Source organism: Amycolatopsis sp. DSM 110486 (assembly GCF_019468465.1).
Taxonomy (GTDB): Bacteria; Actinomycetota; Actinomycetes; order Mycobacteriales; family Pseudonocardiaceae; genus Amycolatopsis.
In genome coordinates this window covers 7,260,385-7,286,786 of sequence record NZ_CP080519.1, presented here as the reverse complement: position 1 = coordinate 7,286,786, position 26,402 = coordinate 7,260,385, and the positions used below count along the sequence as shown (strand labels likewise).

Genomic DNA, 26,402 nt, shown 5'->3' with positions numbered 1-26,402 from the left:
CTTCACAGCTGGCGCCCTTGATCCACACGCGGGCGAGGCACCGGTCACCACTGCGCACTCCTCCGACCGGGTTACGACAACTTACGCGCGGAGTTCTGCGAAGCGTAACCACGGCTTCTCCTCACCTGCATCGGCCGGAACGACTCTCGGGACGTCAACACCTGCCGCCCTACCCGGGCGAAAAAAAGGAGAGTCCCCGATGTCCCGTCTCCCCCGACGCACGGCCGCGGCCGTCCTCGGCGTGGCCGCCGCCTTCCTCCTGGCCGCGTGCGGCCAGAGCGCGGCGACGAACACCGGCAACGCAGCCGATGGTGGCGGTCGTAACCCCGATGAGCTCGTCTTCTCGGCGGTTCCGTCCGAAAACGCGCAGAGCCTCCAGCAGTCCTTCCAGCCGGTGATCAACCTCCTGGAGAAGGAGACCGGCAAGAAGATCAAGTTCCAGCCGGCCACCGACTACGCCGCGGTGATCGAGGCGCAGCGCAGCGGCAAGGTCGACATCGCCAACTACGGCCCGCTCTCCTACGTGCTCGCCAAGAACAGCGGCGTGAAGGCCACCCCGATCGCCGCCGGGATCACCACCAAGGGTGAGACGCCCGGCTACAAGTCCTACGGCATCACCAAGGCGGGCTCGCCGATCAAGAGCATCGCCGACTTCAAGGGCAAGAAGATCTGCTTCGTAGACCCCGCTTCGACCTCGGGCTACCTGTACCCGAAGGCCGCGCTGCTGCAGGCCGGCATCGACCCGGTCAAGGACATCACTCCGGTGATGACCGGTGGCCACGACGCGTCCGTGCTCGCCGTCAACAGCGGCCAGTGCGATGCCGGCTTCGCCGAGGACGTCATGGTCGACAAGATCCTGATCGACAAGGGCCAGCTGAAGCAGGGCGACATCAACACCGTCTGGAAGTCCGACATCATCGCCGGCTCGCCGGTCGCGGTGGACGACGACCTCTCCGCCGACCTCAAGGCGAAGATCACCGACGTGTTCCAGAACAAGGCCAACGTCGACTACCTCACCGCCAACGGCTTCTGCTCCACCGCCTGCAAGGCGGTCGACGACGCCGGCGACTGGGGCTACGCGAAGGTCGACGACGCGTTCTACGCCGGTGTCCGCAAGGTCTGCGCGACCACCAAGGACAAGCAGTGCACCGCGTCGTGACCGACGAACCGGTCATCGTCTTCGAAGGTGTCAGCAAGCACTTCGGGCCCGAAGTCCGGGCGCTGGACGAGGTTTCGCTGAAGGTCCACCAGGGTGAGGTCGTGGTGCTGCTCGGGCTCTCGGGCTCCGGCAAATCCACGCTGCTGCGCCACGTCGACGGGCTGCAGCGGCCCACCGGCGGCTCGGTCACGGTACTCGGCACCGACGTCGGCAAGGCCCGCGGCAGTGAACTGCGGCGCCTGCGCCGGCGGATCGGGTTCGTGTTCCAGCAGTTCCACCTCATCGGCAGCCTCACGGTGCTGGAGAACGTCTGCGCGGGTGCCCTCGGGCGCCTGCGCGGGCCGCGGCTGGGCCTGTTCACCTATCCGAAGTCCGTCCGGATCGAGGCGCTGGGCCACCTCGAACGGGTGGGGCTGCTCGACCGCGCGTTCCAGCGGGCCGACACGCTCTCAGGAGGCCAGCAGCAGCGCGTCGCCGTGGCGCGGGCGCTGATGCAGCGGCCGGAGATCCTGCTCGCCGACGAGCCGGTGGCCTCGCTCGACCCTGAGTCGTCGGCTCAGGTCATGGCCCTGATCCGGGAGATCGGGGCCGAGCAGAAGCTCACGGTGCTGTGCAGCCTGCACCAGGTCGACCTGGCGCTGAGCTGGGGCGACCGGGTGGTCGGCCTGCGCGGCGGCCAGGCGGTGCTCGACACCCCGGTCGCCGGGCTGGATCGGGACGCGGCCATGGGCCTGTACGCCAAGGTGGCCGCGGCCCCGCTGCCCGTGCCCGCGGCCGTCGGATGACCGCCGCGCCGCCGCTGTCCACCGCCCGCGTGGCGCAGCGGACCCTCGCCCGGCCCCGCGCCGGTGGCACGGCGGCGTGGCTCGTCCTCGCCGCGATCGTCGCCGTCGGCGTGTGGGCGGTGGCGGACCTGAAGATCAACGTGGCCACGTTCGTCGACAGCGCCGACAACGCCGTCGACTTCGCCGGCCGGATGTTCCCGCTCGACTTCCCGCCCGTGGGCGAGCTGCTGGAGCTGTGCGGGAAAACGCTGGCGATCGTCGTGTCCGCGACGTTGCTGTCGGTGATCATCAGCGTGCCGCTGGCGATCCTCGCGGCCGTGAACACGACGCCGCACCGCACGGTGCGCGTCGGGGCCCGCACGCTCATCGTGCTGGCCCGGGCCGTGCCCGACGTGGTGCTCGCCATCGTGTTCTTCCGCATCTTCGGCCTCGGCGCCATGACCGGGGTGCTGGCCATGGGCCTGCACTCGGTCGGCATGGTCGCCAAGATGTACGCCGACGCGGTCGAGCAGATCGACGAAGGCACCCGCTCGGCCGTGCGGGCGGGCGGCGCCGGGACGTTCCAGGAGCTCGTGACCGGCGTGCTCCCGCAGGTGCTGCCGGCGTTCGTGGCGACCGCGCTGCACCGGCTGGACATCAACCTGCGGGTCTCGGTGGTGCTCGGGTTCGTCGGCGTCGACGGGCTCGGGTACGCGATCGCCACGGCGTTCCAGCAGCTCGACTACCCGCGCGGAATGGCTCTCGCACTGGTGGTGCTGCTGCTGTGCGTGGCGGTGGAGCTGCTCTCGGGCGCCATCCGCCGCGCGCTGCTGCGCGGGCAGGACACCCGCAAGACCGTGGCGATCCCCGTGCAGCGCGGGAACCAGGTCAGTCCCGGGTGGACGTTCCGCCGGGTCCGCCAGGCCGCCTACGCGCTGGTGACCGTGCTGGTGATCGCGGCGTCCGCGTGGGGTGCCGACCTCGACCCGGCGCAGTTCTTCGGCGCGCTGGGCAATCTCGGGCAGACGGCCGGGCTGTTCTGGCCGCCCGAGACGGCCGGGATCTTCGGGCAGCTGCTCGACGACCTGTGGGTCACCGTGCAGATCGCGCTGGGCGCCACGGTGCTCGGGGCGGTGCTGGCGGTGCCGATCGGGTCGCTGGCCGCGCGCAACGTCGCGCCGGCCGCGTGGGTCGCGCGCACGTTCCGGCTGATCGTGGTGCTGATCCGCGGCATCCCGGAGCTGGTGCTCGCGATCGTGTTCGTGGTGATCACCGGGCTCGGCGCGGTGGCAGGCACGCTCGCGCTCGCCGTGGGCGCGGTCGGGCTGCTGGGCAAGCTCGTGGCCGACTCGCTCGAGGAGGTCGACCCGGGCGTCGAGCAGGCGATCCGGGCTACTGGGGCGGGGCCGTGGCAGGTGTTCTTCACGGGCACGCTGCCGCAGGCGGCCCCCGCGTTCGTGGCCCACGTGCTCTACCAGCTCGACACGAACATCCGCTCGGCGACGCTGCTGGGCATCGTCGGGGCGGGCGGGATCGGCTTCGACCTGCTCAGCGCTTCCCGGGTGATCGAGTTCGGCGTGGTCACGACCGTCCTGCTGCTGGTGTTCGCCACGGTACTGCTCGTGGAACTGCTCGCGGTCTGGCTCCGGCACGTCGTGCGCTGAGCCGCCGCCGACAACTGTCGCTGATGTTCACCTTCGGGCGTGCGAGCGTTGGCCACGGCGCAGTTGTCCGGACAAGCCCGGCGAGCACTGTGGGTGACATGACCTCGACGAGGTACCTCGACATCGCCGACCAGCTGGCCACCGAGCTGGTGGCCTACGCACCCGGGACGCGGGTGGCGAGCGAGCCGGAGCTCGCCACCCGCTTCGGGGTCGGCCGGGCGGCCGCCCGTTCGGCCCTGCAGGAGCTGGAGCGGCGGCTGCTCGTGCGCCGAGTGCAGGGTGCCGGCACGTTCGTGAGCCGGCGCATCGACTACGTGATCTCGCACAGCCGGCCGCCGTCCTGGCACGCCACGGTGGCGGCGGCCGGTGCCACGCCGCGTTCGCAGATCAAGGGCGTGGAACGCGTCGAGGCCTGCGAGGCGGCCGCCCGGCAGCTCGAGCGGCCGGTGGGCTCGCCCGTGCACCGGGTGATCCGCCACTTCTACATCGACGACCTGCTCGCCTCCTGGACCGAGGAGCTGATCCCGGTCGACGTGGCCCCGAACCTCGACCTCGCGCTGCACAGCGTGGAGTCGGTGGACCTGGTGCTGCGGCAGCTGGGCGGCGTGCAGCCGGTGCGCGCGTGGTTCCGGGCGAGCGTGGACATCCCGCCCGCCGAGGTGCTGCGCGGCCTGCAGATCGAGGCCAGGGTCCCGGTGTGGTGCATCGAAAGCGTCAACCGGGACGCCGAATCCGGCCGGGTCCTCATGACCAGCAGCGCGTGGACGCGCATGGACGCCGTCCGCGTGGTGGTGGAGCTGGAAGACCCGGCCTTCCCCGCGAAACGTGAAGGAGAACAGGGTGACTGACCCCTTGGGCCGGGAGGAGCGCTGCGGCCTGCTGGCCGAAGCCCAACCCGGCGAACTGCGGGCGCTCGCCGACGCCTGTCTCGCCGACGGCGCCGACGTGCGGGTGCTGCTCGCGCCGGAGGTCGGCTGCGTGCAGACCCAGGTTCGTGAACCCGTTGCCGGTGAACGGTTCCTGCTCGGCGACGTGCTCGCGTGCCGCGCCGAGGTGGAGCTCGCCGGCCATCGCGGCTGGGCGATGCGCCTGGGCGACGACCGCGCGGCTGTGCTCGCCGCCGCGGTGCTCGACGCCGAGGTCGAGGCCGGCCGGGCACACGCGTCCGAAGTGGACGAACTGTGCCGCGAGGTCGCGCGCCGCCTCGTCGAGCGGGAAGAACGCGAATGGGCCGAACTGGCCCCGACCGTGGTCGAGTTCGAGGAGCTGACGTGATCGCCACCGCCAACGCCACCGCGCCTGCCGCGGTCCTGCGCCCCGCGGAGTCGCAGCAGGTGTTCCGCACCGTGTTGGAAGCGCTTTCCCGTCCGGGCGCGCCGCAGGACCTGCCACAGGATCTGGTGCGCGGCACGGATCCCGCGGTGCTGCCGGTGCTCGCACTCGCCGACCTCGGCACCGGCGTCTGCGTGCTGGAAGAAAGCACGAAGTGGGCCGACGCCGTCGCGCTGGCGACCTCCGCGCCGATCCGGCCGCTCGAGCTGGCCCGCCTGGTCGCCGCCGTGCGCCCGGTGACCACGGACGAGATCACGCGCCTGTGCCGCGGCACCGCGCCGGCCCCGGAGGACGCCACGCTGGCCGCCCTCGCCGTGTCCGATGTGGACGGCGGCGAGCGCCGCTGGCGAATCTCCGGCCCGGGTGTGCCCGGCGAACTGACCCTGGCCCCGCGCGGCCTGCCGAAGGGCTTCGTCGCCGCGCGCGCCGAAGCCGTGGCCGGCTACCCGGCGGGGATCGACGTGCTGCTGGTGACGGACGACGGCCGCGTCGTCGGCCTGCCGCGCACCACCACGATTTTCGAGGAGGACTGATGGGGTACTCGGGAGCCCGGGGCGGGCTCGAAGCCATCCTCGCGGCCGAAGACCTGGTGCGCCGCGCCCGCGACCACGCGCCGGTGGCGTGGGCCGACACCGAGCAGATCGTCGCGCGGTTCCGGCTCGCGGTCGACCGCGTGATGGGCGAGGCCGGCCTGTTCGACGAGGACACCGCCGCCGCGGCGTTCCGCCAGGCCGAAGGCGACCCGCTGGAGGCGTCGCACCTGCTGCGCGCCTACCGCTCCACGCTGCCGCGCCTGGCCGTGGGCGAGCCGGTGGACCCGGACGAAATGCTGATCCTGCGCCGGATCGTGCCCGCGTTCCGCGAGCCGGACGGCCCGCAGCTGCTGGGCCGTACCACCGACTACACCGGGCGGCTGCTCGAAAAGCCGGCCGACGCACCGGAGGCCGACGAGCACGTGGCGGGCGCTCCGAAGCCGCGCACCGACGAGCAGCGCCGGCCGCGGCGGTTCCTCGACCTGCTGCGCGAGCTCGACCTGGCCGTGGATCACCGCGGCGAGGCCGAGGACGCCGAGCCGTTCGACCTCACCCGCAAGCCCGCCCGGCCGCCGGCCCCGCGCTCGGCCGCGCTGGCCGCCATGGCGCGCGCGGAGACGGGCGCGCTGGTGTCATTGTGGTACCGCTCGATCCTCGGACCCGACGGCAACCTCCACGAGGTCACGCTCGGCGAGGTCCGCCACGGCCGGCTGCCACTGCGCGTAAAGCACCCGCACACCGGGAACCCCGTGTCCGTCGGCGACTTCCGGGTGACCGAGGCCGAGGCCATCGAGGATCTCAACGGCGCCGAAGAAGACCGCAGCCGCTTCGATGTGGGCTACGGCCTGTGCTTCGGCCACAACGAGCGCAAGGCCATCGCGATGGCGAACCTCGACATCGCCAACCGCCGCTTCGGCAAGTCCGGCCCGCTCGAACAACTGCTGCTGCTGACCACCGACGGGCTCGACTCCGGCGGTTTCCTGGAGCACCTCAAGCTCCCGCACTACGTCACGTTCCGCTCGATGGTGGAACGCAAGCGGGCTCTGCAGGCCGCGGCCGGTGAAGGGCCGGCGCCCCGGCAAAGCGAGCCCTTCGGAGGAGAATGCTGATGAGCACGACCGAACAGCTGCTCACCGACCTCGAGGCGGTCGCCGAACCCGCGGGGATCCTCGACGAGGGCGGCAAACGCGAGGTGCGCCGCGCGGCGCTGACCGCGGTGTGCGTGCCCGGCTACCAGGTGCCCTTCGGCTCCCGCGAGATGCCGGTGGCCCGCGGCTGGGGCTCGGGCGGCCTGCAGGTGACGCTCGCCGTCGTCGGCACGCAGGACACCGTGAAGGTGATCGACCAGGGCGACGACGCCGGCGTGAACGCCACCAACCTGCGCCGGATGATCGCCGCCACCACCGGGGCGACCGAGACGGCCGACACGCGCGAGGCGACGATCGTCCAAACGCGACACCGCGTACCCGAGGAGGCGTTGTCGGAAGGCGATGTGCTCGTGTACCAGGTGCCGGTGCCTGAACCGTTGCGCGGCGTCGAGAAGTCCATGGCCGAGTGCGGCCGGATGCACGCCGAGGGCGACTACTCGGCGATGTGGGTGAGCCTGTACGAGGACATCGTCCGCAACGGCATGATCACCCGCACCACCGGCTACCCCGTGCTGGTCGGCGGCCGGTACGTGATGGCCACGACGCCGATCCCGCGCTGGGACGTGCCGCGGCTGCACCAGTCACCGCAGCTGAACCTCTTCGGCGCGGGCCGCGAGAAGCGCATCTACGCCGTGCCGCCGAACACCGACGTGACGCCCCTGACCTTCGACGACGTGCCGTTCGAGGTCGAGTACACACCGGGCGCGGTGTGCAAGCTGTGCGGTCGCGACGATTCGTTCCTCGTCGCCGCCGGCACGAGCGGCGCCTACGCCTGCAGCGACACCGAGTGGTGCGCCCGGGTGCGCGCCGGCGACGCCGACGTGAGCGCCCACTACCACCGCGCGCCGCTGAACCTGCTGCCGGACCCGGGCCGGCGCGCCCGAGCCACCGTGACGGCGGAGCACCGCGAGATGCCGCGGCGCGAGATCGCCGCGGACGCACCCGAGTGGGCACTGAAGGTCACCGGCATCGGCAAGGTCCACGGCGCGGGCGGCGCGGACGCGGTGCCCGGCACCGGGCCGGAACACGGCACTGCCGTCAGCCCCGCGACCGGCGCGATCGTGGCGGCGTGGGACGTGTCCTTCGACGTCGCGCCGGGCGAGGCACTGGGCGTGATCGGCGAGTCGGGTTCGGGCAAGTCGACCGTGCTGGCGTGCGTGATCGGCGACGAGCGCGCCACCGCCGGCGAGGTCCGGCTGGCCACTGTCGACGGTGGCCGCACGGACCTGATGACGCTGCCGGACGCGCAGCGGCGCGGCCTGCGCGTGGACTCGATGGCCGTGGTGCACCAGAACCCCGCCGACGGGCTCGACCTGCGGGTCAGCGCGGGCGGCAACATCGCCGAGCGCCTCACGGCGGCGGGCTGGCGTGGCTACCACGACATCCGCCGGCGCGCGGCCGAGCTGCTCGACCGCGTCGAGGTGCCGCTGTCGCGGATGGACGATCCCGTGGGGACGTTCTCGGGCGGCATGCGCCAGCGCGTGCAGATCGCCAAGGCCCTGGCCACCGAGCCGCCGGTGGTGCTGCTCGACGAGCCGACCACCGGGCTCGACGCGTCGGTGGCCGCCGGTGTGCTCGACCTGCTGCGCGGCCTGCTGTCCGAACGCGACATCGCGGCCGTGGTCGTGAGCCACGACTTCTCCGTGATCGACGCGCTCACCGACCGCACGCTCGTGATGCAGCTCGGCCGCGTGGTCGAGCGCGGCCTGACCGACCAGCTCTTCCACGACCCCCACCACCCCTACACCCAGCGGCTCGTCGCCGCGGCCCGGAGGTGACCCCCGTGTCCCCCGTCCTGTCCTTGCGCGGCCTGCGCAAGTCGTTCACGCTGCACACGATCGACGGCCGCACCGTGCACTCGCTGCACGGCGTGGACCTCGACGTGCGCGCCGGCGAGCACGTGGCGCTCGCCGGGCCCAGCGGTGCCGGCAAGTCGTCGCTGCTGCGCTGCGTGAACCGCACCTACCTGCCCGACTCCGGCTCGGTCGGGCTGCGCACCGCCGACGGCACCGAGCTCGAGCTGACGGAGCTGCCCGACCGTGCGATGGCCCGGGTGCGCGGCCGCGAATTCGGTTACGTGTCCCAGTTCCTGGCCGCTCCCCCGCGTACCGGACCGCTCGAAGTCGTGACCGCCACGGCCCGGCGGCGCGGCGTGGACCGCGCCGAGGCGCGGGAAGCCGCCGCCGAAGCGCTGAAGCGGCTCAACCTCGACGAGGCGCTGTGGGACGTCGACTGTTCGGTGCTCTCGGGTGGCGAACGCCAGCGCGTGAACCTCGCCGCGGGCACCGTCCGGCCGCCGCGCCTGCTGCTGCTCGACGAACCGGTGTCCGCTCTGGACCCGGCCAACCGCGAGTCCGCCCTGGAGCTCATCGCCTCGCTCACCGCGCGAGGCGTGGCCGTGCTGGCGGTGTTCCACGACCTCGACGCCATGCGGCGCCTGGCTTCCCGCGTCGTGCTGATGAGCGACGGCCGCATCGCTCGCGACGGTGCTCCTGACGAAATCCTGGAGGAAGTGGCATGACCACTGCCGACGTTCTCACTACCGCGGAGGCGGCATGACTACCGAAGTGTTCGAGGCCCGAACCGATCAGTGGACGCTCGGCGCGCCGCCCGCGGACTACGTGCTCGGGCACGTGCGCGCGGTGCTGCCGGACCACGTGCTCGACGACGCGCTGGTGGCGGTGCGCGACGGCGTGGTCGCCGCCGTGGAGCCGCACGCGCCGGGCGTCGAGGCCGATGTGGACGGTCAGGGCCTGCTGTGCATCCCCGGTTTGGTCGACGTGCACAGCGACGGGTTGGAGAAGGAACGCCTGCCGCGGCCCGGCGCCGAGCTGCCGATGGAGTTCGCGCTGCTGTCGTTCGAGGGCAAGCTGCGCGCGGCGGCGGTGACGACCGCGTTCCACGGCGCCGGGTTCGAGCAGAGCCACGGCCGCGGGCTGGCCCGCACGGTCGAGCGCGCCCACGACGTGTGCCACGCGGTGGACGAGCGCTCGGCGAACCTGGTGGACCACCGGATCCTCTACCGGCTCGACGTCCGCTCCCCCGAAGGTCTCCAGGCGCTGCAGAGCCGGATCGCCGAGGCCTCGGACGCCGGTGTCGCGCCGCTCGTGTCGCACGAGGACCACACGCCGGGTCAGGGCCAGTACGCCGACCGCAGCTACTACGAGCGTTACCTCATGGGCGTGCGCGGGCTGTCGGAGCAGGAAGCGGCGGAGCACGTGACCAACCTGATCTCCGAGCGCGACGGCCGGCTCGGCGTGCGCGAGGACGCGATGGCGTGGCTCGGCGAGCAGGCCCGCGCGGGCCGGATCCGCCTGCTGGGCCACGATCCGGCGTCGGCGCAGGAAATCGGCGAGCTGGTGGAACGCGGCGGTTCCGTGGCCGAGTTCCCGACCACCGTCGAGGCGGCGCGCGAGGCTCGTGAACGCGGCCTGCCCGTGGTGATGGGCGCGCCGAACGTGCTGCGCGGCGGCTCGCACAACGGCAACGCGTCGGGCCGCGACCTCGTCGCGCTGGGCCTGGTGACGGCGCTCGCGTCGGACTACCTGCCCTCGGGCCTGCTCGCGGCGGCGTTCGCGCTCGTCGACGACGGCCTCGTGACCCTGTCCGAAGCCATCGGGCTCGTCACGAGCGGTCCCGCGGCCGTCGCGGGGCTCGACGACCGCGGCCGGCTCGAACCCGGCCGGCGCGCCGACCTGGCCCTCATCGCGGCGGGCCCGCGGTGGCCGGTCGTCCACACCACCCTGGTGAGCAAGGCATGACCGCGCTCGCGAGGGAATCGAATCGACACAGCGCTTCGCGGCTCAGCCGCGGCGCCGAGCGCAGCGAGGTGCGCGCATGAGTTTCATCGGATGGCCCGTGCCCGAGCCCGTGATCCCCGAGGGCACGCACCCCGCCCTCGCCGACGCCACCCGCGCGGCCGTCGCCGCGTTCGCGGCAGCCCGCGCGAAGCACACCCGCGCGGAGCTGGCGGAGAAGGTGCAGATCGGCGCCGACGGGACGCCGACGATGCGACTGGACATCCTCGTCGACACCGCCGTCGCCGAGGTCGTGGACTCCCACCGCGTGAACCTGCTGAGCGAAGAGATCGGCGTGATCGACCACGGTTCGTCGGTGACGCTCGTGGTCGACCCGGTCGACGGCACCGCCAACGCGGCCGCCGGCGTGCCGCTCTCGGCGTTCGCCGGGGTCGTGGCCGTGGACGGGGTCGCGACCGAGGCCCTGACCTGCTGGCTCGACACCGGCCGCTGCTGGCACGCCGTCGCCGGCCGGCCGACGCCGTATCGCACCACGGGCCGCCGCGAACTCGACGGCGCGGCCGTGAGCCTGCTGCGCCCCCACGGCCCCGACGACGACGCGTGGTGGCGCGTGGCCAAGCGCGCCTCGCGCGTGCGGATCCTGTCCACCAGTTGCCTCGAGGCGGCCCTGGTCGCCGAGGGCTCCACCGACGCGTTCGCCGACGCGGGCTCCGACACCCACCGGATCATGGACCTCGCCGCGGCGATGGTGATGGTCCCCGCCGCCGGCGGCGCCGTGCTCGACGTGAACGGCCGTCCGCTGGAGATCGACCCCGACCTGACGCGCCGCTGGTCCGGTGTCGTCGCCGCCACCCGCGAGCTCGCGGAAGAGCTCGTGAGCACGCTGAAGGAGAAGCCGTGACCCTCACCCGAGAAGCGCTGGCCGAGCTCGTCGACGGTCTCGCCGGCCTGCCCTACGGCGGCGAGGCCGTGGACCAGCGCACCCACGCGCTGCAAGCCGGCTGGTTCGCCAAGCAGCACGGCGGCGACGACGAGCTCGTCCTCGCCGCGACGCTGCACGACATCGGCCGCGCCCGGGCCGTCCGCGAGGAGTGGCCGGGCCTGCCGCACGAGCTGTCCGGCGCCGAGTTCGCCCGCCGCCATCTCGGCGAGCGCGCCGCGTGGATCATCGCGCAGCACGTGCCGGCCAAGCGCTACCTCGTCGCCACCGACGCCGAGTACCACGACCACCTCAGCCCCGCGTCCGTCGCGTCGCTGAAGGTCCAGGGCGGCCCGATGACGGCCCAGGAGGTCGCCGAGTTCGCGTCCCACCCGAACGCCGAGGAGGCCGTGCTCGTCCGCCGCTGGGACGACGACGCCAAGGACCCGGACGGCCCGGCGCTGGCGACCGCCGATGTGGTCGCCGCGTACGACCGGTTCCTCGCGAGCCGCTGACGCGGTTTCGCCGCCTATGCCCGAAAAGTTCCGGTGCGCGGGTGTCCTGATTGGACCGTCCGGCCCAGAGCGGACACCCGCGCTCGGAGACACTTCACGCGGCTGACAGGTCTCGTTCATCACCGCGTCGGCCTGCGCGCCTAGGTTCTCCTGGCCGAAGCCGAGGAGGGTCATGTCCGAGACCAGCAAACACACCGTAAGCCGCCGGGGGGCTCTGGGCCTGCTGGGCGCGGGCGCCGCAGTGCCCCTGCTGGGCACCGGAGTGGCCGCCGCCGCGCCGCAGAGCGCCGCGTTCGTGCCGCAGGTCGGCTCCGGCACCACGCCGGTGCAGGGCCTGCACCTCACCTTCGGCCGCGACCCCGCGCGCCAGATGGTGGTCTCGTGGATCACCGAAGCCTCCGTGCGCAAGCCGCGCGTGCTGTACGGGACGCTCGACGGCGGCTTCGGCGCCGTGGCGCAGGCCGACACGCGCACGTACGTCGACGGCACGTCCGGCCGCACCGTGTGGGTGCACCACGCGCTGCTCGACCACCTGCGCCCGGGCACCGAGTACATCTACGCCGCGCAGCACGACGGCGCGACGCCCGACGCGGCCACCTTCCGCACCGCCCCGAGCGGCCGCTCGGCCTTCACGTTCACCAGCTTCGGCGACCAGTCGGCGCCGCAGGTCACCTGGAACGCCGCGGGCGCCGTGGGCCTCGACGCCAACTCCACGCCGGCGACCAAGGACATCGTCACCGGTATCGAGACGGTCGCGCCGCTGTTCCACCTGCTCAACGGCGACCTCTGCTACGCGAACCTCGATGTCGACCGCGTGCGCACGTGGAACAACTTCTTCACCAACAACACCCGCTCCGCGCGCTACCGGCCGTGGATGCCCGCCGCGGGCAACCACGAGATCGAGAAGCTCAACGGCGAGATCGGCCTCGGCGCGTACCAGGCCTACTTCCAGTTGCCCTCGACCGAGACCGACCGCGAGCTGGCCGGCCTCTGGTACAGCTTCACCGCCGGTTCGGTGCGCGTGATCGTGCTGCAGAACGACGACAACGCCCTGCAGGACGGGGGCGACGTCTACATCAGCGGTTACTCCGGCGGCCGCCAGCTCGCGTGGCTGAAGAAGGAGCTGGCCGCGGCCCGCGCGTCGAACGACATCGACTGGATCGTCGTCGCGATGCACCAGGTCATGATCAGCACGTCGGACGCCAACGGCGCCGACCTCGGCCTGCGCGAGAAGTACGGACCGCTGTTCGACCAGTACGGGGTGGACCTGGTGCTGTGCGGGCACGAGCACGACTACGAGCGCTCGCTGGCCGTGCACGGCGTGGTCTCCGGCAGCGAGACGCTCACGCCGAACCCGGTCTCGACGGCGACCGACAACATCGACGCCTCGCACGGCACCGTGCACATGATCCTCGGCGGCGGCGGGGTCTCCGGCACGACCAACGGCAGCTTCTTCAAGGACGGCACAGGCAAGGTCATCACCGCCGTCTCCGCGAAGGCCGACCCGGGCACGGGCAAGCGCGTGTCGACCTACGTCAAGGAGCAGGCCGTGTGGAGCGCGGTCCGCGACGAGGAGCACCCCTACGGTTTCGCGTCCTTCACCGTGGACCCGGGCCGCCACCGCGGCGACACGACGACCATGCACGTGACCTACTACAACGTGAACAAGCCGCACGGCGAGCTTTCGGTGTTCGAGAAGTTCTCGCTGCACCGCCGCCGCTCCGACGGCTGAGCGGAATCTCCGAGGGCGGGGCGCCATCCGGGTGGGCCGGGGTGGCGCCCTTTTCCGCGTCCAGGGCGCGTCCGGGGCGCGCGTTCGGGGCGCGTCAACCCCTCTTGACGGTCTTCACCCTGAATGATCATCCGGACCCCTTCCCGGGGGACGGTTCGGGTGGGTCGCGCGCTACGGTTCCCGGCACCGGTGCTCGGCGAGGACAACCGTCCTCTGTGGACACACCGGCCAGCGAGGAGCGCCTGCCGATGGACCACACCGCGACTCCCTTCGTGCTCGACCCCGCCGCGCGCGACGTGCACGGCGAAGGCGCGCGGCTGCGCGAACGCGGGCCGCTGACGCCGGTCGAGTTGCCGGGTGGCGTGCCGGCGTGGGCGGTCACGAGCCCCGCAGTGTTGAAACAGCTGCTCACCGACCCGCGCGTGTCCAAGGACCCGCGGCGGCACTGGCCCGCCTACCGCGCCGGCGAGATCCCCGAAGACTGGCCGCTGCACATCTGGGTTTCGGTGCAGAACATGTTCACCGCCTACGGCAGCGAGCACCGCCGGCTGCGTTCGCTGGTGTCGCAGGCGTTCGCACCGCGGCGCATCGAGGGCATGCGGCCGCGGATCGAGGAGCTCACCGCGGACCTGCTCGACGGCCTCGCCGCCGGGCCCGCGCACACCGACCTGCGCGAGAACTACTGCTACTCGCTGCCGATCGAGGTGATCTGCCGGCTCGTGGGCGTGCCGGAGGAGTCACGGCCGGGGTTGCGCGAGGGCGTGGCGGGACTGTTCGCGACGTCGGCCACGGCTGAGGAGGCGACCGCCAACGTCGCGCGGCTGTACGAACTGCTGGGCGACCTCGTGGAGACGCGCCGAGCCGAGCCCGGCGACGACCTGGCCACCGTCCTCATCTCCGCGCGCGACGACGACGGCTCCGCCCTGACAGACGCGGAACTGCTCGACTCGCTGATGCTGGTGATCACGGCCGGGCACGAGACCACGGTCAATCTCCTCGACCAGTCCGTGGCCGCGCTGCTCACGCACCCCGCGCAGCTGCGCCTCGTGCTCGACGGCGACCGCGGCTGGTCCGACGTGATCGACGAAAGCCTGCGCTGGCAGTCGCCCGTCTCCCACCTGCCCCTGCGCTACGCCCTGGCCGACATCGACGTCGCCGGCACCACGATCCACGCCGGGGACCCGATCCTGGCCTCGTTCGGCCCGTCCGGGCGCGATGAAGCGTGCCACGGCCCCGACGCCGGGGTTTTCGATGTGACGCGGGCGAACAAGTCGTCGCTGGCGTTCGGCCACGGCGCGCACTACTGCCTGGGCGCGCCGCTGGCTCGGATGGAGGCAGAAATCGCGCTGCCCGCGCTGTTCGCGCGGTTTCCGGAGCTGGCGCTGGCCGTTCCCGCCGAGGACTTGCGCCCGCTGGCGTCGTTCATCACCAACGGGCACGAGTCCTTGCCGGTGCGGCTGTTCTGAGCTTCAGCCCATCGACCCGATGTGCTCGGCCTCGATACGCAGCAACAGCCGCACCTGGTCGCGCCCGCCGTACCACGCGTAGGGCTGCCCGGTGTAGCGGAGCGCGAGCTTGTCGATGTGCTCGGCGGCGCCTTCGGTGGTCGCCTCCAGCACGCGCCCGCGGACGGTGAAGTAGCGGAACGGGTGCGTCGCGTCCGCGATGTTCAGCGCCACCCGCGGGTCGCGCTCGATGTTGCGCACCTTGCGGAAACCCTCGACCGTGTTGACGAGGATGTGCTTGCCGTCGGTGTCCACCCACGTCTGCGTCAGCTGCGGCGAGCCGTCGGGCATGGTCGTGGCGATGAAGCAGAGGCTCGGCTGTTCCAGCAGAGCGAGAAGACCGGCGGGGAGATCCATGGGTCTCACGCTAGCCGCCGGTCGCGGGGGTAATCGAGTCAGGTTCCGTGCTGGTTTCGCGGGTTCCGGGGACCAGGAGCAACGGGACACTGAGGACACAAAGGACACCCGCGGCGGCGATCGCGACCCGGACGTCCGTGGCGCTCGCGAGGAGGCCCGCGGCGACGATGAACAGCGGCCGGACCAGGCGGCTGCCGGCGGACCAGCCGGCGAGGACTCGCGCCATCATGTCCTCGCGCGTCAACGTCATGCGGTGGGCGCTGAACAGCGGGTTGAACACCCCGGCGCCGAGCAGCAGCAGGGTGTCGATCGCCAGGAACGCGAGCACGCCGCCGAGGCCGGGCCCCACGAACGGGATGGCCAACACCCATGGCGTGCGGGCGATCCCGGCCCAGACCAGCACCCGGCGCGTGCCGAAGCGCGCCGCCAGGCGGGGTGCGAGGCGGGCACCCAGGACGCCGCCCAGGCAGGGCAGGCCGATGACGAGGCCGTACTGCCACGGACGGAAGCCCAGGTCGTCGAGCATGAACACGGTCTCCAGCGGCGAGATGGCGAGCACGGCGGAGCCGAAGAGCAGCGCGTTGCCGAACAGAAGCGCGAGTTCGCGGCTGTGCAGCAGGTAGCGCCAGCCCTCGAGCAGGTCGCGACCGACGTGCGCCGACGTGGTGCGCGCGGGCGGCGGTGGCTCGGGGCTGCGCAGCGAGCGCACGCCCAGTGCGGACGCGAGGTAGGAGACGGCGTCGACCAGCATCGTCACGGCCGGGCCGGTCAGGGAGACCAGCACTCCGCCGACGGGTGGCCCGGCGGAGTTCACCGTCCAACTCGCGGCTTCGAAGCGGCTGGCGGCTTCGGCGCGCTGGCGCGCGGTGACCAGTGCCCGTAGGTGCGCTCCGCTGGCAGCGGTGAAGGCGACGAGCGCGACCGTCTGCACGACACCGACCACGTACAGCTGAGCCAGCGACACCGCGCCGAGCCCGATCGCCACCGGCACGCTCGCGAGGGCGACGAACCGCACGACGTCGGCGGTGATCATCACCGGCCGTTTCCGCCGGAACTCCACGAACCCGCCGATCGGCAGGGAGATCAGCGCGCCGGCGAGGCCGGGGATCGCGGCGAGCAGGGACACCTCTGCGGCGGACGCGTGCAGGATCAGCACCGCCACGAGGGGCATCGCGCCGTAGCCGATGGCCGAACCCGTCTCGCTCGCGGTGAACGCCCACCACAACCGTCGGAAATCCGCCCCCAGCCCCCGCATCCGGATGACGATAGCGGGACCGGGCCGCCGAAATGACCATCGGGGCAGCGGCAACGGTACTTTCGGACCCCTCTCTCGCGCCATCCGGCACTTGCATCGCGGCTGGTGGAACGACATCCCGCACGACCAGGCCGGAAAGGTGACATTCGCAGCGACATCCGTCACCTCGACCCTCGGCGGATAATCGGACGGGTGGACGACGGACGCGCCGGCAAGGTCACTTTCGCGGACCTGGAGCTGCTGCTGAGCTTCGCCGACACCGAGCACTTCGGGCAGACCGCCGTGGAGCTCGGCGTGAGCGTGGCGACGGTCCAGCGCGGGATCCGCGCGCTGGAGCGGAAGCTGGAGATCCGGCTCGTGGAGCAGGACGGCCGCCGCGTGCGGATGCTGCCGGCGGGCCACGTGCTGGTGCGCGAAGCGCACGCCGTGCTGCGCGCGCGGTCCGACGCGGTCGGTGCGGCGCTCGCGGACGCCGGCGAGCCGCAACGGCTCCTGCGGATCGCGCACACGTACTCGCTGGGGCTGGGGTTCGTGCCGGGCGTACTGGCCGACCTGCTCGCCGAACGGCCCGAGCTGCGCCTGCGCTGCACGCAAAGCCCGGCCACCGGCGTCGTCGAGACGCTGCTGCGCGGCGACGCCGACGCCGCCTTCTCGTCGGTGGCGCCGACCGAGTCGGACCTCGTGGTGGAGCCGCTGTTCACCGAGTCGCTGCTGCTGGCCGTCCCCGTCGGCGACGACCTCGCCGGGCGCAAGCGCGTGTCGCTGCGGGAGGTGAGCGAGCGGCCGTTCGTCGCCATGGAACCGGGTTCGAGCAGCCGCACGCACATGGTCAACGCGTGCGCGCGGGCCGGCTTCGTCCCGCGGATCACGGTGGAGGGCAACGACCTGTTCGTCGTCGAGTCCATGGTCGGCGCGGGAATCGGCGTGTCGGTGGTGCCGGAGGGCATGAACGACCACCAGCACCCCCGCATCACCCGCATCCCCATCGACGACCCGTCGTTCTCCGGCCGCACGATCTTCCTGGCATGGCACCGCAGCTCCACCGTCGCCGGCAGCGTGCAGACCCTCGCGCGCATCGCCCGCACCCACGGCAAACGCATGTCGCGACCGTTACGCCGCGTGCAATGATCCCGCCGCGCGATGGCGTTGTTCACCACCACCCGGCTCCCTACGCTTCGTGATCATGGCCGCCACGTCCGTTCACCCGAGGACTCCCGAGTCCTCCGCGTGGGTGTGCGCGACCCCTTCCGCGGCAACCCTGCGCTGCCTGCCGGGGGCCGCCGACGAGGCGCTCCGAGCCGCCGTGCGCGAAATTGGCGACACGGGCCAGGGCGCGCCGACGGCCCGGATGGCGGGCTCACGCAGCCGGGAAATCGGCCGCACGGATCCGGTCGGAGCGCCAGGGCGAATGGCGCACCCCGGGCACAGCCCGCGGTCCGACGACGGACTCCTCGAGGGCGTCCGCGACGTCCTCGTTCTCGGTCCCGGGGCGTCGCGGCCGCCGGCCGCCGCCGTGCGGGGTCTGGGCGCGGTGCCCGATCCCGGGGTGCTGCTCGTGGCGGACCCGGCCGGCCGAGGGGGCCGACCGGTGACCGCGGGCGGCACCAAGGGGCGCGTACGCGGCCATTCCACTGTCTCCACCTGCCGCTCCGAAACCTCCCACGGGGAGACTTCCCTTTCCGAGGCCTCTCCCACTCCGGCACTGCCCACTCCGGCACTGCCCACTCCGAGACTTCCCCTCTCCCCGCTCGTGCCCCCTTCCGCCGATCGAGCAAAGGAGCCTGTCCCGTGACGACGAACTCTGTTTCCCTCGCCCCCAAGGCCGACTGGTGAACCCGCCGGCCGTCCAGACCGCCGAGCTCGCCGCCCTGGCGTGCGCGCTCGGTGCCGAGACCGTGCCGCCCGCCGAGGTGGTCTCCGGCGCCGATTGGTGACCCCACCGCGCCCGATCAGGTACCGCCCCGCCACCACCCTCGGCGGGGCGGTACCGCGGTAACCGAAGCGGCACCACCCGCGGCCGCTTCGCACTGATGTCCGAAAGGGACTGACGTGCCGCGGCCCGCCCGGCTCGGCCACCTCCCCTGGACGCACTACCAACGGAGAGTGGCCCTCGCCGCGATCGTGATCTTCGGCTGCCTCGTGGCCGCGCTGAACCAGACGCTCGCGTTCGGCCCGCTGCTGGTCGGCCAGATCTCCCTGTCGCTGGGCTACCCGGCGGTGTTCGTCTTCGTCGGCGCGTGCGGCGCCGTGGTCGCGGTGGCCGTGCCGGCGCTCGCCCCGCGACGCAGCGAGGAACCGGTGCCCGTCACACGCCCCAGTCGGCGATGACCGCTTCCGTGTCGGCGCCCGGCTTCGGCGGCGAAGACGGCAGATCCGGTGCCGTCCGCGAAAACCGCGGCGCGGGAGCGGGCTGCAGCACCCCGTCGAGCTCGACCAGGCCGGCGCGCGCCGCGATGTGCGGGTGCGCCGCGACCTCGTCCGGCTCCAGCACCGGGGTGACGCACGCGTCGACGCCGCCGAACACCTCGGCCCACTCGTCGCGCGTGCGCGAGAGGAACGCCTTGGTGAACTCGGCCCGCAGCGTCGGCCAGCTCGTTTTCTCCAGCTGCGGCGGCAGATCCGCGGATTCCAGGCCGAGCCCGGCGAGCAGTGCCGCGTAGAACTGCGGCTCCAGTGCGCCGACGGCGACGTAGCGGCCGTCCGCGCACACGTAGGTGTCGTAGAAGGGCGCGCCGCCGTCGAGCAGGTTCACGCCGCGCTCGTCGGACCACACGCCGAGGCCTCGCAACGACCACACCATCAGCGCGAGCACGCTCGTGCCGTCGACCATCGCGGCGTCCACGACCTGGCCCAGGCCCGTGCGCTCCCGTTCCCACAGCGCGGAAAGCACGCCGACGAGCAGGAACATCGATCCGCCGCCGAAGTCGCCCACGAGGTTGAGCGGCGGCACCGGCCGCTCGCCCGCGCGGCCGATCGCGTTGAGCACGCCGACGAGCCCGATGTAGTTGATGTCGTGCCCGGCGCGCTGCGCCAGCGGGCCCTCCTGGCCCCAGCCGGTCATCCGGCCGTACACCAGCCGCGGGTTGAGCGCGTGGCAGTCGGCCGGGCCGACGCCGAGGCGTTCGGTCACGCCGGGACGCAGGCCCTCCACGAGCACGTCGGCCTTCGCGGCGAGCCGCAGCACGAGGTCACGGCCTTCGGGTGTCTTCAGGTCGGCCGCGACGGAACGCCGGCCGCGCAGCAACGGGTCCGCCTTGCCGCCGGTGAGGTCGAGCGAGCCAGACGGACGCTCCACGCGCACGACGTCGGCCCCCAGGTCGGCGAGCACCATGCACGCGTGCGGGCCCGGGCCGATCCCGGCCAGCTCCACGACCTTCAGTCCGCTCAGCGGTCCCGCCACGTGCCCTCCTCAGCTCCGGTGCCGATCGCCCGACCCTACCGGGCCTCACAGCGCCAATTTGGTGAGCAGCGCCACGAGCTGGCGCCGTTCCTCGTCGTCGAGCGGCGCGAGCATCGACTCGTTCACCCGATCGACGACAGGCATCGCCGTGGCGAGCAGCTCCTCCCCCGCCGGTGTGAGCCGCAGCTCGCGGCGGCGCCGATCGGCACCCACGGTGCGCGTGATCAACCCGCGTTCTTCCAGGCGCAGCAGCAGGTTCGCGAGCGTCGCCTTGTCCGTGGCCGCCCGCTGCCCGGCCGACGCCTGGTCGAGCCCCGGCGTCTCCGAGATCGCCACCAGCACGGCGTACTGCGGCTTCGTGAGCCCCGGCAGCGTCGCCTGCCAACGGGCCCCGTGCTCCTGCATCGCGCGCCGCAGCGCGTGGAAGACCGACTCGTCCATCCGGCTCGTCATGATCGCCATGTTAGTATGAATGCGAACGGTTCGTATACGAACTTATCCAGTGAACGACACCCCGGAGGAGGTGCCGCCGTGCGGCTGATCGTCGGCATGACGGGCGCGACCGGCGCCCCGTTCGGCATCCGGCTGCTCGAGGTGCTGCGCGCGATGCCGGACGTGGAGACGCACCTTGTGCTCAGCCGCTGGGCGCGCACCACCATCCACCTGGAGACCTCGCTGTCCGCGCGCGAAGTCGGTGAACTGGCCGACGTCGTGCACTCGCCCGAGGACCAGGCGGCCTCGATCTCGTCGGGCTCGTTCCGCACCGACGGCATGATCGTGGTGCCGTGCAGCATGAAAACCCTCGCCGGCATCCGCACCGGCTACGCCGACGGCCTACTGGGCCGCGCCGCCGACGTGGTGCTCAAGGAGCGGCGCAAGCTCGTGCTGGTCCCGCGCGAGACGCCGCTTTCGGAGATCCACCTGGAGAACATGCTCGCGCTCACCCGCATGGGCGCGGTCATGGTGCCGCCGATGCCGGCCTTCTACAACCACCCGCAGTCGCTCGACGACGTGCTCGACCACGTCGTCGCGCGCGTGCTCGACCAGTTCGGCCTGTCCGCGCCCGCGGCCCGCCGCTGGACCGGGCTGAACCCGCAGGAGGACCCATGCCCCACGACGACCTCAGGTCGTTCCTGACCACGCTCGACAAAGAAGGCCAGCTGGTCCGGGTGACCGAGCAGGTCTCCCCCGAGCCCGACCTCGCCGCGGCCGCCAACGCCGCGCCGAAGCTCGGCGACGCCGCCCCCGCGTTGTATTTCGACAACCTCGAAGGCTTCACCGACGCCCGGGTCGCCCTCAACGTCCACGGTTCCTGGGCCAACCACGCGCTCGCGCTGGGTCTGCCCGCCGACACGGGCGTGAAGGACCAGGTCGCCGAGTTCATCCGCCGCTGGGAGACCTTCCCCGTGCCCGTGGAGCGCCGCGAAGACCCGCCGTGGGCCGAAAACGTGCTCGAAGGCGACGACGTCGACCTGTTCTCCGTGCTGCCCCTGTTCCGCCTCAACGACGGCGACGGCGGCTTCTACCTCGACAAGGCCGCCGTCGTCTCGCGCGATCCCGAGGACCCCGGCAACGACGGCAAGCAGAACGTCGGCATCTACCGCCTGCAGGTGAAAGGCCCCGCCGAGCTGGGCATCCAGCCCGTGCCGATGCACGACATCGCGCTCCAGCTGGCCAAGGCCGAGCGCGCGGGCGAGGACCTGCCGGTGGCGATCGCGCTGGGCAACGACCCGGTGATCCCCATCGTCGCCGCCACTCCCCTGGCCTACGACCAGAACGAGTACGAGCTGGCCGGCGCCCTGCGCGGTGCCCCCGCCCCCGTCACCGCCGCGCCGCTGACCGGCCTCGACGTGCCGTGGGGCGCGGAAGTGGTGCTGGAGGGCGTGATCGTCGGCCGGCGCCGCGAGCTGGAGGGCCCGTTCGGCGAGTTCACCGGCCACTACTCCGGCGGGCGCAGCATGCCCGTGATCCGGATCGACCGGATCTCCTACCGCACGCACCCGGTGTTCGAGTCGCTCTACCTCGGGATGCCGTGGACCGAGATCGACTTCCTCATGGCCGCCAACACCTGCGTGCCGGTCCACCAGCAGCTCACGGCGGAGTTCCCCGAGGTGCGGGCGGTGAACGCCATGTACACCCACGGCCTGCTGGCGATCATCTCCACGAAGTCGCGCTACGGCGGCTTCGCGAAAACCGTCGGCATGCGCGCCATGACCACGCCGCACGGCCTCGGGTACCTGAAGACCGTGATCGTGGTCGACGAGGACGTCGACCCGTTCGACCTGCCCCGGGTCATGTGGGCGGTGTCCACGAAGGTCAACCCCGCCGGCGACGTGCTGGTGCTGCCGAACCTGCCCGTGGTCGCCCTCGATCCGGCGGCCGACCCGGCGGGCATCACCCACAAGATGATCATCGACGCGACCACCCCCGTCGCCCCGGACGAGCGCGGCCACTTCAGCCAGCCGGTGAAGGACCTGCCGGAAACCGCCGCGTGGGTGGACAAACTGCGCAAGCTGGCCGCCCGATGACCGCCCCGGAAGGAGCCTCGCCCGTGACCTGCCCCCGTTGTGACCACCCCGATGTCGCGAAGCTCGCCGACTCCCCCGTCGCCGGGGTGTGGACCGTCCACCAGTGCGCGCGCTGCCGCTACACCTGGCGCAGCACGGAACCGGCCCGCCGCACCCAGCGTGCGCACTACCCCGAAGCGTTCCGCCTGACCGCGCAGGACATCGCCGCCGCCACTGACGTGCCCGCGGTGCCGCCGTTACTGATCCGGCCAAAGTAGGTCGACCCCCACGCGGCACGTAGCCGTTGCTGCGAAGCCATTCGGCCGTGGCTGCGGTCGGATTGGTAACGATCGGCACAGTAGAGTCGCGGCCATGAGCGACACACTGATGTGGGAAGTCCGCGCAGCGCCGGGCCGCCAGCAAGACCTGCTGTCCTGGGTCGAGGCCACCGCCGTGCCGGAACTCACGGCCACGGAGCATTTCGCCGGTGCCGACGTCTACCTGGGCGGACAGGACCGCGTTGTGGTCATCGCGCGCTGGAACGCCGTTCCCCCGCGGCTGCCCGACCCGCCGGAGGAGCTGCTCGCGCGTCCGGTGGCGCAATGGCCCTTCCAACACCACAGCACCGTCGCACCCTGAACCCAGTAGGTTGGGAGAGCCGGGAACACCCTCGTCTTGGAGGTCAGGAATGACAGTCGCGCAGATCGCCTACATCCGTCCCAAAGCGGGCAAGGAGGCGGAGGTGGAGCAGCTGCTGCGCGGGCTCGTCGACGCGGCTCGGCAGGAAGAGGGCACCCTGCTCTACCTGCTGAACAAGCGTGAGGACGAGTTCGTCTTCTACGAGATGTTCGCCGACCTCGACGCGTTGAAGGTCCACAGTGGCAACGACGCGCTGCGCGGCCTGGTCGCGCGGGCCGACGAGCTGCTCGAGGGCGGGATCACCGTCGACAAGGTGTCCTACATCGACGGAGCCGGCCGCTTCAACTGAAAAACCTCCCGCTCCCATCTCACCCGATGAGGGGACAATGAGGCTGACCCGGTGAGCTGCTGGGTACTCCTCGAAACGTTCACCGGAATTCGGCACGACGGAAGGGAGCGAGAGATGGCCGGCATGTTCGACAAGGCCAAGGAGAAGCTGCAGGAGTTCGCGGGCCAGCACCCGGACAAGGTCGACCAGGGCGTGGACAAGGCCGCCGACGTCGCCGACGAAAAGACCGGCGGCAAGCACGGCGACCAGATCCAGAAGGGTGCCGACAAGCTGAAGGAACGCTTCGGCGGCGACGAGCAGCAGAAGTAGTCGCGGCCGCACCAAAGAGGGGTCTCCCCGCCGGTATCCCGAGCCGGCCGGGGAGGCCCCTCGTGGTTATTTCCTGAGGTTCTCCAACGCTTCGTCGAGGTCCACGACGTCGGCATACTTCGCGTCGAGGTCCACCAGATTGTTGTCGTGCACGGCTTCCGTTCGGTCCGCGCACGCCTGCCGCACGACTTGGGGCCGGAACCCGTGGTTCAGCGCGTCCATTGCGGACGCTCGCACGCACCCGGACGTCGAGACCCCGGTGACGACCAGAGTGTCCACACCGGACGCGTGCAAAGTGGACGCCAGCGAGGTGCCGAAGAACGCCGACGCGTACTGCTTGACCACCACGACTTCCCCCGGCTCGGGCTTCAGCGGGCCGATCTCGCCCCAGCCGCCCTCGGCACCTGCCTCGAATGCCTTGAGCGCCGGGACTTTCTCCACGAACAGCCCGCCGTCGGCGAGGCCGCGCGTGTAGGCCACCGACGTCCACACGACCGGGTGTCCGGCCGTGCGGGCGGCCTCGAGCAACGCGCGGGTCGCCTCGACCGCAGGCCCTGGGCTGGGAAGCTCGAACGGCCCGCCGGGCTCGGTGTACGCGCGCACGAGGTCGATCACGAGCAGCGCGGGCCGCGCTCCCCAGCCGAGCCGGCCGGAGAACGCGGACCCGTGCGGCCCGTTCATGTCGCCGACCAGACCGGGCGCTGCGGCGCCGGCAGGCCGGTCTCCGCCTCGCAGTTGGCCAGCAGCTCCTCGATCGGCGGACCCATGTCGAACACGGGCAGCTCCGCCGGCCGCGACGCGCGCAGCTGATCGCGCAACGTCTTCGTCGCGTCGGTGTCCACAGTGCCGTCCGCCGCCACGACCACACCGTAGCCGCGGGCGCCGTCCGGCGTCACGAGACCGCGTTCGACCTCCAGGCCCACCAGCGCGGGGTCGCGCTCCAGCGGGTCGCCCCAGCCGCCGCCACCCCACGTGACGAAGTGCAGCACGTCGCCGGTGTGCACCGGAACGTCGTGGCACTTGCTGGGCAGCACTTCCTTCGTGCCGTCCGCGCGGTCGATCCACTTGGTCCCGCGAGCGCCGGGTGCGCCGCCGTTGACGCCCCACGGGTAGGTGAGCCAGCGGTCGTCGTGGATCGCGATCGTGCCGGGCTCCTCGAACACGTACGTCACGTCCACGCCGTTGCCGCCGCGGTGCAGGCCCGCGCCGCCGGTGTCGGCGACGGTCTCCCAGCGTTCGATGCGCAGCGGGTAGTAGGACTCCAGGTACTCACAAGGGATGTTGACGAAGCTCGGCCACAGCGAGTGCCCGTCGGGCCCGTCGCCCAGCGGCCGGCCGGGGATGCCGCCGAAGCCGATCGAGTACAGCTGGAACCACTCGCCCTTGCGCTCACCGCTCGAGTAGTTGCCGGAGTACATGAAGTGCGGGCTGGACGAGAAGCCCGCCGCGTTGAGCAGCGCCGGGTTCGTCTGGCCGAGCAGGCCACCGAACAGGTCGAACACGCGGCCGATGCCGTGGTTGCGGCCGTTGAGCGACGCGGGATGTTTCGGCTTCCAGTAGGAACCGTCCGGAATGGTCACGTCGACCAGCGGGTAGAACCCGTCGTTCCACAGGATCTGCGGGTCGGCCACGGTGATCATGTAGATCCCGAAGAACATCCGGGTGAGGTTCTCGTTGATGTAGTAGTTGATCGGCCCCGCGGCCTGCGGCGAGCTGCCCGTGAAGTCCAGGTGCACCTTCTCGCCGGTGCGGGTGAGGGAAAGTTTCAGCTCGTAGGGGCCGAAACCCACACCGTCGTCGCAGATGTAGTCGGTGAAGCTGATCGTCCTGCCGTCTTCGAACACCGTCTGCAGCAGGATCTTCATCGCGTCGTAGTTGCGCTGCAGCAGAGCGTCCAAAGCGGACAGGTAGGTCGCCGTGCCGAACCGGTCGCACATCTCCACCACGCGGCGCGACGCCGTGCGGCAGGCGGCGACGAGCCCATTGAGGTCGGCGCGGTTCCAGTCCGGCATGCGGACCTGGTTGAGGATGATCCGCAGGGCGTCCTCGTTCAGCTTTCCCTTGCGGTAGAGCTTGAACGGCGGGACGACCACGCCCTCTTCGTAGATCGTGCGCGCGTCGGTGGGCATCGAGGACGGGGTCTTGCCACCGACGTCGGACATGTGCCCGAACATCGAGGCCCAGCCCACGAGCCGGCCCTCGTGGTAGATCGGCATCACGATCAGCCAGTCGTTGGCGTGGCTGATCGCCGCCCCGCACGCGTACGGGTCCGACGTCATGAGCACGTCGCCCTCTTCGATGGTGTCGTCGAAGCCCTCGAGGAAGTCCGGGATGGACAGTCCGAACTGGCCGACCACCATCTTGCCGCTCGGGTCGCCGATGAGCGGGAACTCGTCGTGCTGCTCGCGGATGCCGGGCGACAGCGCGGTGCGGAAGAGCACCTCGTCCATCTCGTAACGGGCGTTGCGCAGCCCGTTCTCGATGAGGTCGAGGGTGACCGGGTCCACTTCGGACCTGGTGATCGCACCGGTGGCGGTCTCGATGATCTCAGCCAAGG

29 protein-coding genes are annotated in these 26,402 nt (G+C 71.7%); 22 read left to right on the top strand and 7 right to left on the bottom strand.

Features of this window, described 5'->3' with window-relative positions; all coding sequences use genetic code 11:
- The first annotated feature begins 199 nt into the window (after positions 1-199).
- The 14 genes from K1T34_RS35325 to K1T34_RS35260 all read left to right on the top strand — a co-directional run bounded on the left by K1T34_RS35325 (position 200) and on the right by K1T34_RS35260 (position 14,990).
- Positions 200-1,159, top strand: coding sequence for a phosphate/phosphite/phosphonate ABC transporter substrate-binding protein (locus K1T34_RS35325; RefSeq protein WP_220239055.1), 960 nt, complete (start codon positions 200-202; stop codon positions 1,157-1,159).
- Positions 1,156-1,944, top strand: coding sequence for a phosphonate ABC transporter ATP-binding protein (gene phnC / locus K1T34_RS35320; RefSeq protein WP_220239054.1), 789 nt, complete (start codon positions 1,156-1,158; stop codon positions 1,942-1,944). Before K1T34_RS35325 ends, phnC begins: the two co-directional genes overlap by 4 nt.
- Complete coding sequence (gene phnE, locus K1T34_RS35315; protein ID WP_220239053.1) at positions 1,941-3,587, top strand: phosphonate ABC transporter, permease protein PhnE; 1,647 nt, start codon at positions 1,941-1,943, stop codon at positions 3,585-3,587. The genes phnC and phnE overlap by 4 nt, the downstream gene beginning before the upstream one ends.
- A gap of 98 nt (positions 3,588-3,685) precedes the next feature.
- Positions 3,686-4,435, top strand: a complete 750-nt coding sequence (locus K1T34_RS35310) for a GntR family transcriptional regulator (protein ID WP_255637778.1) — start codon at positions 3,686-3,688, stop codon at positions 4,433-4,435.
- Positions 4,428-4,862 carry a phosphonate C-P lyase system protein PhnG gene (gene phnG, locus K1T34_RS35305; protein ID WP_220239051.1) on the top strand — a complete coding sequence of 145 codons (435 nt, stop codon included), beginning with the start codon at positions 4,428-4,430 and terminating at the stop codon, positions 4,860-4,862. Before K1T34_RS35310 ends, phnG begins: the two co-directional genes overlap by 8 nt.
- Entirely contained in the window at positions 4,859-5,452 is a 594-nt protein-coding gene (gene phnH / locus K1T34_RS35300; protein WP_220239050.1) for a phosphonate C-P lyase system protein PhnH, read from the top strand. The genes phnG and phnH overlap by 4 nt, the downstream gene beginning before the upstream one ends.
- Complete coding sequence (locus K1T34_RS35295; protein ID WP_220239049.1) at positions 5,452-6,561, top strand: carbon-phosphorus lyase complex subunit PhnI; 1,110 nt, start codon at positions 5,452-5,454, stop codon at positions 6,559-6,561. The genes phnH and K1T34_RS35295 overlap by 1 nt, the downstream gene beginning before the upstream one ends.
- Positions 6,561-8,378, top strand: coding sequence for an alpha-D-ribose 1-methylphosphonate 5-phosphate C-P-lyase PhnJ (locus K1T34_RS35290; RefSeq protein WP_220239047.1), 1,818 nt, complete (start codon positions 6,561-6,563; stop codon positions 8,376-8,378). Before K1T34_RS35295 ends, K1T34_RS35290 begins: the two co-directional genes overlap by 1 nt.
- Positions 8,379-8,383: 5 nt before the next feature.
- On the top strand, positions 8,384-9,121 hold the full coding sequence (locus tag K1T34_RS35285) for an ATP-binding cassette domain-containing protein (RefSeq protein WP_220239046.1): 738 nt from the start codon (positions 8,384-8,386) through the stop codon (positions 9,119-9,121).
- Between the two features lie 34 nt (positions 9,122-9,155).
- Complete coding sequence (locus tag K1T34_RS35280) at positions 9,156-10,361, top strand: alpha-D-ribose 1-methylphosphonate 5-triphosphate diphosphatase (RefSeq protein ID WP_220239045.1); 1,206 nt, start codon at positions 9,156-9,158, stop codon at positions 10,359-10,361.
- Between the two features lie 76 nt (positions 10,362-10,437).
- Positions 10,438-11,259 (top strand): inositol monophosphatase family protein, encoded by an 822-nt coding sequence (locus tag K1T34_RS35275; protein WP_220239044.1) that lies wholly within the window; start codon positions 10,438-10,440, stop codon positions 11,257-11,259.
- Entirely contained in the window at positions 11,256-11,792 is a 537-nt protein-coding gene (locus K1T34_RS35270) for an HD domain-containing protein (protein ID WP_220239043.1), read from the top strand. Before K1T34_RS35275 ends, K1T34_RS35270 begins: the two co-directional genes overlap by 4 nt.
- A 172-nt stretch (positions 11,793-11,964) precedes the next feature.
- A complete protein-coding gene (locus K1T34_RS35265) occupies positions 11,965-13,524 on the top strand; it encodes a metallophosphoesterase family protein (protein WP_220239042.1) in 1,560 nt (519 codons plus the stop codon).
- Positions 13,525-13,772: 248 nt separating this feature from the next.
- Positions 13,773-14,990 (top strand): cytochrome P450, encoded by a 1,218-nt coding sequence (locus K1T34_RS35260; RefSeq protein WP_220239041.1) that lies wholly within the window; start codon positions 13,773-13,775, stop codon positions 14,988-14,990.
- A gap of 3 nt (positions 14,991-14,993) precedes the next feature.
- Here K1T34_RS35260 and K1T34_RS35255 read toward each other — a convergent pair whose 3' ends face one another.
- Both K1T34_RS35255 and K1T34_RS35250 read right to left on the bottom strand, forming a co-directional pair.
- The gene (locus K1T34_RS35255) at positions 14,994-15,386 is read right to left on the bottom strand and encodes a PPOX class F420-dependent oxidoreductase (RefSeq protein WP_220239040.1); all 393 of its coding nucleotides are present in this window, start codon (positions 15,384-15,386) and stop codon (positions 14,994-14,996) included.
- A 10-nt stretch (positions 15,387-15,396) separates the two neighbouring features.
- The gene (locus K1T34_RS35250) at positions 15,397-16,641 is read right to left on the bottom strand and encodes an MFS transporter (RefSeq protein ID WP_220239039.1); all 1,245 of its coding nucleotides are present in this window, start codon (positions 16,639-16,641) and stop codon (positions 15,397-15,399) included.
- A gap of 192 nt (positions 16,642-16,833) precedes the next feature.
- Here K1T34_RS35250 and K1T34_RS35245 point away from each other — a divergent pair, with 192 nt between their 5' ends.
- Entirely contained in the window at positions 16,834-17,769 is a 936-nt protein-coding gene (locus K1T34_RS35245) for a LysR family transcriptional regulator (protein ID WP_220239038.1), read from the top strand.
- 229 nt (positions 17,770-17,998) lie between these two features.
- Here the strand turns inward: K1T34_RS35245 and K1T34_RS35240 are convergent, their stop codons facing one another.
- Positions 17,999-18,268: a hypothetical protein gene (locus K1T34_RS35240; RefSeq protein ID WP_220239037.1), complete on the bottom strand. Its 270-nt coding sequence runs from the start codon at positions 18,266-18,268 to the stop codon at positions 17,999-18,001.
- Positions 18,269-18,744: 476 nt separating this feature from the next.
- Between K1T34_RS35240 and K1T34_RS35235 the strand changes: the two genes are divergently transcribed.
- A complete protein-coding gene (locus K1T34_RS35235) occupies positions 18,745-18,969 on the top strand; it encodes a hypothetical protein (protein WP_220239036.1) in 225 nt (74 codons plus the stop codon).
- Here the strand turns inward: K1T34_RS35235 and K1T34_RS35230 are convergent.
- The gene (locus tag K1T34_RS35230) at positions 18,947-20,041 is read right to left on the bottom strand and encodes a CaiB/BaiF CoA-transferase family protein (RefSeq protein WP_220239035.1); all 1,095 of its coding nucleotides are present in this window, start codon (positions 20,039-20,041) and stop codon (positions 18,947-18,949) included. The two genes, K1T34_RS35235 and K1T34_RS35230, sit on opposite strands and share 23 nt — an antisense overlap.
- 45 nt (positions 20,042-20,086) lie before the next feature.
- On the bottom strand, positions 20,087-20,494 hold the full coding sequence (locus K1T34_RS35225) for a MarR family winged helix-turn-helix transcriptional regulator (RefSeq protein ID WP_220239034.1): 408 nt from the start codon (positions 20,492-20,494) through the stop codon (positions 20,087-20,089).
- Between the two features lie 78 nt (positions 20,495-20,572).
- On the opposite strand from K1T34_RS35225, the gene K1T34_RS35220 reads away from it, so the two are divergent.
- The 6 genes from K1T34_RS35220 to K1T34_RS35195 all read left to right on the top strand — a co-directional run bounded on the left by K1T34_RS35220 (position 20,573) and on the right by K1T34_RS35195 (position 23,845).
- Positions 20,573-21,178 (top strand): non-oxidative hydroxyarylic acid decarboxylases subunit B, encoded by a 606-nt coding sequence (locus K1T34_RS35220; RefSeq protein WP_220239033.1) that lies wholly within the window; start codon positions 20,573-20,575, stop codon positions 21,176-21,178.
- On the top strand, positions 21,148-22,569 hold the full coding sequence (locus K1T34_RS35215) for a non-oxidative hydroxyarylic acid decarboxylases subunit C (RefSeq protein ID WP_220239032.1): 1,422 nt from the start codon (positions 21,148-21,150) through the stop codon (positions 22,567-22,569). Before K1T34_RS35220 ends, K1T34_RS35215 begins: the two co-directional genes overlap by 31 nt.
- Positions 22,570-22,592: 23 nt before the next feature.
- Positions 22,593-22,826 carry a non-oxidative hydroxyarylic acid decarboxylases subunit D gene (locus K1T34_RS35210; protein ID WP_220239031.1) on the top strand — a complete coding sequence of 78 codons (234 nt, stop codon included), beginning with the start codon at positions 22,593-22,595 and terminating at the stop codon, positions 22,824-22,826.
- Between the two features lie 94 nt (positions 22,827-22,920).
- Entirely contained in the window at positions 22,921-23,187 is a 267-nt protein-coding gene (locus tag K1T34_RS35205; RefSeq protein ID WP_220239030.1) for a hypothetical protein, read from the top strand.
- 49 nt (positions 23,188-23,236) lie between these two features.
- Positions 23,237-23,536, top strand: coding sequence for a putative quinol monooxygenase (locus K1T34_RS35200; protein WP_220239029.1), 300 nt, complete (start codon positions 23,237-23,239; stop codon positions 23,534-23,536).
- Positions 23,537-23,650: 114 nt separating this feature from the next.
- Positions 23,651-23,845, top strand: coding sequence for an antitoxin (locus K1T34_RS35195; protein WP_220239028.1), 195 nt, complete (start codon positions 23,651-23,653; stop codon positions 23,843-23,845).
- Positions 23,846-23,911: 66 nt separating this feature from the next.
- On the opposite strand, the gene K1T34_RS35190 is transcribed toward K1T34_RS35195, so the two are convergent.
- A complete protein-coding gene (locus K1T34_RS35190) occupies positions 23,912-24,526 on the bottom strand; it encodes an isochorismatase family protein (RefSeq protein WP_220239027.1) in 615 nt (204 codons plus the stop codon).
- On the bottom strand, positions 24,523-26,400 hold the full coding sequence (locus K1T34_RS35185; RefSeq protein WP_220239026.1) for a hydantoinase B/oxoprolinase family protein: 1,878 nt from the start codon (positions 26,398-26,400) through the stop codon (positions 24,523-24,525). Before K1T34_RS35185 ends, K1T34_RS35190 begins: the two co-directional genes overlap by 4 nt.
- Positions 26,401-26,402: the final 2 nt, after the last annotated feature.